This is a genomic window from Acinetobacter sp. YH12227, from assembly GCF_013417785.1.
Taxonomy (GTDB): Bacteria; Pseudomonadota; Gammaproteobacteria; order Pseudomonadales; family Moraxellaceae; genus Acinetobacter; species Acinetobacter gandensis.
Genome location: NZ_VPDH01000127.1, coordinates 1 through 4,552, shown reverse-complemented (window position 1 = coordinate 4,552; position 4,552 = coordinate 1). Strand labels below are relative to the sequence as shown.

The 4,552-nt window shown below is 40.1% G+C and carries 8 protein-coding genes; 3 read left to right on the top strand and 5 right to left on the bottom strand.

Annotated features, from left to right (window positions below; translation table 11 throughout):
- On the top strand, positions 1–95 hold a 95-nt coding region (locus FTV09_RS17025; protein WP_136143756.1), incomplete at its 5' end, for a transposase domain-containing protein.
- A 233-nt stretch (positions 96–328) separates the two neighbouring features.
- On the opposite strand, the gene FTV09_RS17020 is transcribed toward FTV09_RS17025, so the two are convergent.
- A complete protein-coding gene (locus FTV09_RS17020) occupies positions 329–1,642 on the bottom strand; it encodes a type II toxin-antitoxin system HipA family toxin (RefSeq protein WP_110975972.1) in 1,314 nt (437 codons plus the stop codon).
- Positions 1,636–1,995 carry a helix-turn-helix domain-containing protein gene (locus tag FTV09_RS17015; RefSeq protein WP_110975971.1) on the bottom strand — a complete coding sequence of 120 codons (360 nt, stop codon included), beginning with the start codon at positions 1,993–1,995 and terminating at the stop codon, positions 1,636–1,638. The genes FTV09_RS17020 and FTV09_RS17015 overlap by 7 nt, the downstream gene beginning before the upstream one ends.
- A 132-nt stretch (positions 1,996–2,127) precedes the next feature.
- Between FTV09_RS17015 and FTV09_RS17010 the strand changes: the two genes are divergently transcribed.
- Both FTV09_RS17010 and FTV09_RS17005 read left to right on the top strand, forming a co-directional pair.
- The gene (locus FTV09_RS17010) at positions 2,128–2,451 is read left to right on the top strand and encodes a hypothetical protein (protein ID WP_111860973.1); all 324 of its coding nucleotides are present in this window, start codon (positions 2,128–2,130) and stop codon (positions 2,449–2,451) included.
- Positions 2,452–2,485: 34 nt separating this feature from the next.
- Entirely contained in the window at positions 2,486–2,752 is a 267-nt protein-coding gene (locus FTV09_RS17005; protein ID WP_111860974.1) for a hypothetical protein, read from the top strand.
- 296 nt (positions 2,753–3,048) lie between these two features.
- On the opposite strand, the gene FTV09_RS17000 is transcribed toward FTV09_RS17005, so the two are convergent.
- The 3 genes from FTV09_RS17000 to FTV09_RS16990 are packed head-to-tail and all read right to left on the bottom strand — an operon-like array spanning position 3,049 to position 4,303.
- Positions 3,049–3,420 (bottom strand): hypothetical protein, encoded by a 372-nt coding sequence (locus FTV09_RS17000; protein ID WP_180058953.1) that lies wholly within the window; start codon positions 3,418–3,420, stop codon positions 3,049–3,051.
- Positions 3,414–4,091: a hypothetical protein gene (locus tag FTV09_RS16995; protein WP_180058952.1), complete on the bottom strand. Its 678-nt coding sequence runs from the start codon at positions 4,089–4,091 to the stop codon at positions 3,414–3,416. Before FTV09_RS16995 ends, FTV09_RS17000 begins: the two co-directional genes overlap by 7 nt.
- Before the next feature lie 14 nt (positions 4,092–4,105).
- Complete coding sequence (locus FTV09_RS16990; RefSeq protein ID WP_180058951.1) at positions 4,106–4,303, bottom strand: hypothetical protein; 198 nt, start codon at positions 4,301–4,303, stop codon at positions 4,106–4,108.
- Between the last annotated feature and the right edge of the window lie 249 nt (positions 4,304–4,552).

The following is a 4,552-nucleotide window of genomic DNA, read 5'->3' as shown; positions in this document are numbered from 1 at the left end:
CCTATCTCAGTGATGTGCTGAAAAGGCTGCCGACGCATAAAGCGACCCAAATAGAAGAATTACTACCACATCGCTGGAAATCCAACTCAAATTAAAAAATAGGCATGGGGTTCAGCGGACGCTTACGATAAAAAATGGCGAAAACAAGAAGAACCTCAATTGAGGCTCTTCTTATGAAAATTGTGGGACAGCAGTGGTTATAAGCTGCCTTTTTTATTCATTTCTGCCTTGAAATAAACGCGAGTCCAAACCTATCGATCTAGGCCCACGTTAAAATATATGCAAAAAAAAGCCACCCGAAGGTAGCTCAGTTGGTAATAAAGACAATTTAGAATTTCAAGCGCAGGTTTTGCTCAACGCGCTCAATCAGAACCTTAGGTACATTTGATTGCACGGCGAGTGAAGTCCAACTTGAAACCGCCTCGATAACCTCTTCCAAAATCTGGCGAATACGCTGTTCATTAAAGATTGGACTTAGCTTCTCGAATGACAGGAAATCAGCCATTTCAAAATTGTCACGCTTTCCGTTAAGAGTCATCCAGTGTTGATCTACCCAAAAAGAGTTCGGCTTATAGCTATATGCCAAGTCATAAGCTGGTGCCAGTTTCCATTGATTATCTACAAGCATGTAGCCAAAGTTCTTTGAGTGGTCATCGTGGTTACGAGATACCACATTGAATACCATACGTCTAAACAACTGTTCTGCCTCGGCTGCAGTCAAACGCAAATGACGGTTCACGTTAAATATTTCTTCGTAAGAGAAAGAACCCGGTTTTTTATAATCCACATGCGCCAGGCCATTCAAGGATTGAATGTGAATCTTCTCATTCCCAACGCGATCAAAACGCTGCGTGATGAAATGTTGACGATCACCCTCTTGCAGCAACTTACAAGGCATCATTTCAATACCGCATTTTAAGGCCATTTGATGATAAACATACTCCATTGCGCCGTAGCCCATTGGATCACCAAAAGTTTCTTTATTGACGTTATGCTCACTCACACCATCAAACTTCATCAAGTAGTGCGTAAAGCCATCTGGAACATCTGTTTGACCTGAACGGACTTGGCTGTAATCCTCATTAAATGCAAGTACTGCTTTAGGGCGTGCGCCACCTGCACTTGTACCCACAGATAGAAGCGCAAGCATGGCATCCTTGTCTTCTGCACCATTATTATTAAGATCAACCTCTAAAGATGAACGAGTGTCTAATACATCTTGGGCGATTTTAATCAACTCAATAATTTCAACTTGCTGAGACGCATTAAAACCATTCATTGATTTCATAGGGTGATACTCTAATGCACCCATGCCGCGCTTACCTGTATATTTCAGGCGTTCTAATGGAGTGATAGAGTCAGGAGATCGACCGTTACGTGCTGTCCACGCATTTAAAATTCGATTACCAAAATCATCAGGTAGTGAGTCAGCAAACAAACCTGCCAAACCCTTGAATGTTTCAGGGTTTAATGTTGGGAATGTATAAACACCCTCTCCTAAAGGCATATACAACGGAGAAAGCTCGATACCACTGTCAAGAAATGATTTAGAGTATTCAAAGGCACTTGGCTGTCCCTCTGTATACGCCATAACCCCAACATCCATACCAAGATATTCAACGCTTACTGTATCTCTCACCATCCTAAATCATCCTTATTCGCAGTTAATATTTTCTTGTTGTTCGAGTTAGCCTTATGTTCACCCGAAGCCTTTTTACGCTCTTTACCTTGCAACTTATGGAGTTGAATTGGCGATATTGGTTGGGGCGGTAAAAACAGATCTATCTGGTCCCTCATGTTTAGAGCATCCAAATATGCGATCAGATTTTCCAGTGTGACTTTCCCTTTCTCAGCATTAATAATTGCGCGTCTCTCTAAGCCGGATATCTCAGATATCTCAACTTGAGTTAAATCTTTATTAAGCCGAGCCTGTTTGATACGCTCACCAATTTCTAATGCTTTTGCATGGCTTGAACTTGTAGATCTAAATCCCATTGTTTAATACCATTTTTTGTACCTAACGAGCTTATTTTAGCACATTAGTACCATTTTGTGTACTAAACGAAGTTTGTATTTTAGACTAATAAGTATTATTTTAAATCATAAATATCGCATTGATGTACTTGCATGAAACCGCACGATTCAAATCATAACGACACCCAAAATAGTACACCTGCAGACAAGGAAATAATTGAGCTGCATAGCGAAGATATTGAAGTGTTGCGCTTACTTGGTGAAAGCTTTGTCACGATCCGTCATCTAGCTGGTCCAGCCTTCAGAACGCTTACCGATAAGCAAAAATTAGATTTAATTTCAAACATTGCAGATGCGAGTCACAACCTACCCAACGTCTTATCAAAAGGTGGTCATCAATCTTGCCTGAATTTTCTTATGGCAGATGCAACCCACCTTCGTACTCAGCTGTTAAAACTACGTGACCTCAACCAATAGGTCACTCCCATAAACAAAAAAAGGTTCATAAGAGATGGAAGTAGCTGAAAAATTAGTTTGCCCTAAATGTCAGGGGCAACTAGCCATTTGGTTTGAGATGGCGACCGAGTATTCAAGAAAAATCCACCCCAAGACTGGTGAAATTAAAACTCGTATAAGCAAATCAGAACCCGAACGAACGGAACGCCAAGGTATTAAATGCACTGAATGTGAATGGCTTGAATCATCTGACGACTTTAGCGAAGAAGCAGCTGAAATTATCGATAAGGTTAAAATTGATCTTGATGACCCTTCTCACTAGAATCCGCATAAAAATTCACGGCGCATAGAATAGAATCCTCTTTAATGCGCAATTTTTACTACACATCATTTAGTATAGTATTTGGTACAATACACATATATTTCATTTGTTATGTACACTTTATTGTACTAAACAAAATTGCTTAAAGTTGCGGTTTTAGCTCATTTTCTTGCGCTAAATTGACAGATTTCTCGCGCCATTATTGTTGCCAATTTAATCAACAAGCATCGTATATACGATAGCAAAGCCCTTTATCAGCCTGCATTGATGTATCACCAGGCCATTAAATCTATCAACTATTCAACTTTAATAATTTCACTGACCAAGTGCCATTTAACCGTTTTGGCTTCTTTAAGTTCAGCGTGATCAAAGAATGCCAAGAATCTAGGCGCTATATCACCTACCAATAGGACTACATGCTGTCTATAATCACTGGTGTAGTTTTCTTCGTAGTCAGTTCGGTTTACATGGCCTGCATGCACCGGCTTTCCATCGATATCCAATTCATCGTCGTAACGATATACACCAGCAACCTTGCAGGCTTTCCCTGTCTCCAAATACACAGCTTTATCCTTTGGAGGCACTTCTTTGTAATAACCTTGATCTGGGAATATACCTGGTGCATCTAAACGACGAATCCATTTGCGCGTTGCATCCGTATCTAGCACTTTATAGCAGGATAAGTCACAGGTGCAGTCCCACCTTTAGGCGGTTTGCGAGTAGAGCAACTACAATCCTTATCGGCAATTTCACGTACCTTGGTAGGGCAAATCGTATTGTAATCTTCGAATTGCTTATTCCCCCAAGTGTCATTGCCAAACTTAATCTCAACCAAGTTTTCAATATTGGCATCTATAGGCTCAAAGCGCTTCCAATCAATTACACCTGCCTTACGCATTTGAATAATTTCAGCGGCCGTAACTTTTAAAATAGTGACATCAGGAATACGGAAAGCACCTTTACCCATATTTTCAATTTCACGCTTAGCCGCACCTAAAGGGAAACTCGATGGCTGATGTCTCCTTCCCTCCCTGTCGCTCATCAGAGCGCTTGGTGGAACAGTGCGCATGTTATAACCAACTTCAGCTAAATACGACCAAACACCATGATTAAGCTCTGCTTCAGCTTGGATTGCGATAGTTACCGTGCGTTGGTATAGGTTTTGCCCTTTATTACCAGTCCGAGGCTTTTTACTCGCAGCGCAAATATGAGCACACAAATATGATCTATTGCCGCCTACCTCTAATTTTATAGGCGTACCTTCACTGGTTGGTTTGGTTGTTGAGCTTCCCGATTTATTATCACTCGAAGTACCTGAAGATGTTTTATCACGTGCCATTATTATTATCCTTTTTACACATCGGTTATATGATAAGTATCGAATTCAGGCTCTTCCTCATCATCAAGGATCTCCAAATTAATAGGGAGTTTTTCATGAGTCCAAAGGTGCTCTGTTTTACCTTGTTCATCCGTATAGCCGATTAACTCACTACCATCTGAAGCAAAAAGTTTATATTTTTGATTATCATAAGACTTTTCAAACTGTCGCACCTCATGTTTGAATTCGCCCAGGATTAAAAACGCTGAATTATTAAGTATTAACTAATATTTTTCAAAAACATATGACACAATAACACAAATGATTGCCAAGGCTATCAAAGTAAATATGGTATATTAGACCTCTTGCGAAAGTAAAAACTGCCTCAATATAGATTTCATGAAATATCAGAAATTAAATCGTTTTTCAGATTCTGAATTCCAGCGCTTGGTTGGTGTACCTCGAGCAGTTTTTAGTGAAAT

Coding starts and splice junctions, on each gene's coding strand:
- FTV09_RS17005 (WP_111860974.1), top strand. CDS start 2,486: ATGGAAGTAGCTGAAAAATTAGTTTGCCCTAAATGTCAGGGGCAACTA.
- FTV09_RS17020 (WP_110975972.1), bottom strand. CDS start 1,642: ATGGTGAGAGATACAGTAAGCGTTGAATATCTTGGTATGGATGTTGGG.
- FTV09_RS17015 (WP_110975971.1), bottom strand. CDS start 1,995: ATGGGATTTAGATCTACAAGTTCAAGCCATGCAAAAGCATTAGAAATT.
- FTV09_RS16995 (WP_180058952.1), bottom strand. CDS start 4,091: ATGGCACGTGATAAAACATCTTCAGGTACTTCGAGTGATAATAAATCG.
- FTV09_RS17010 (WP_111860973.1), top strand. CDS start 2,128: ATGAAACCGCACGATTCAAATCATAACGACACCCAAAATAGTACACCT.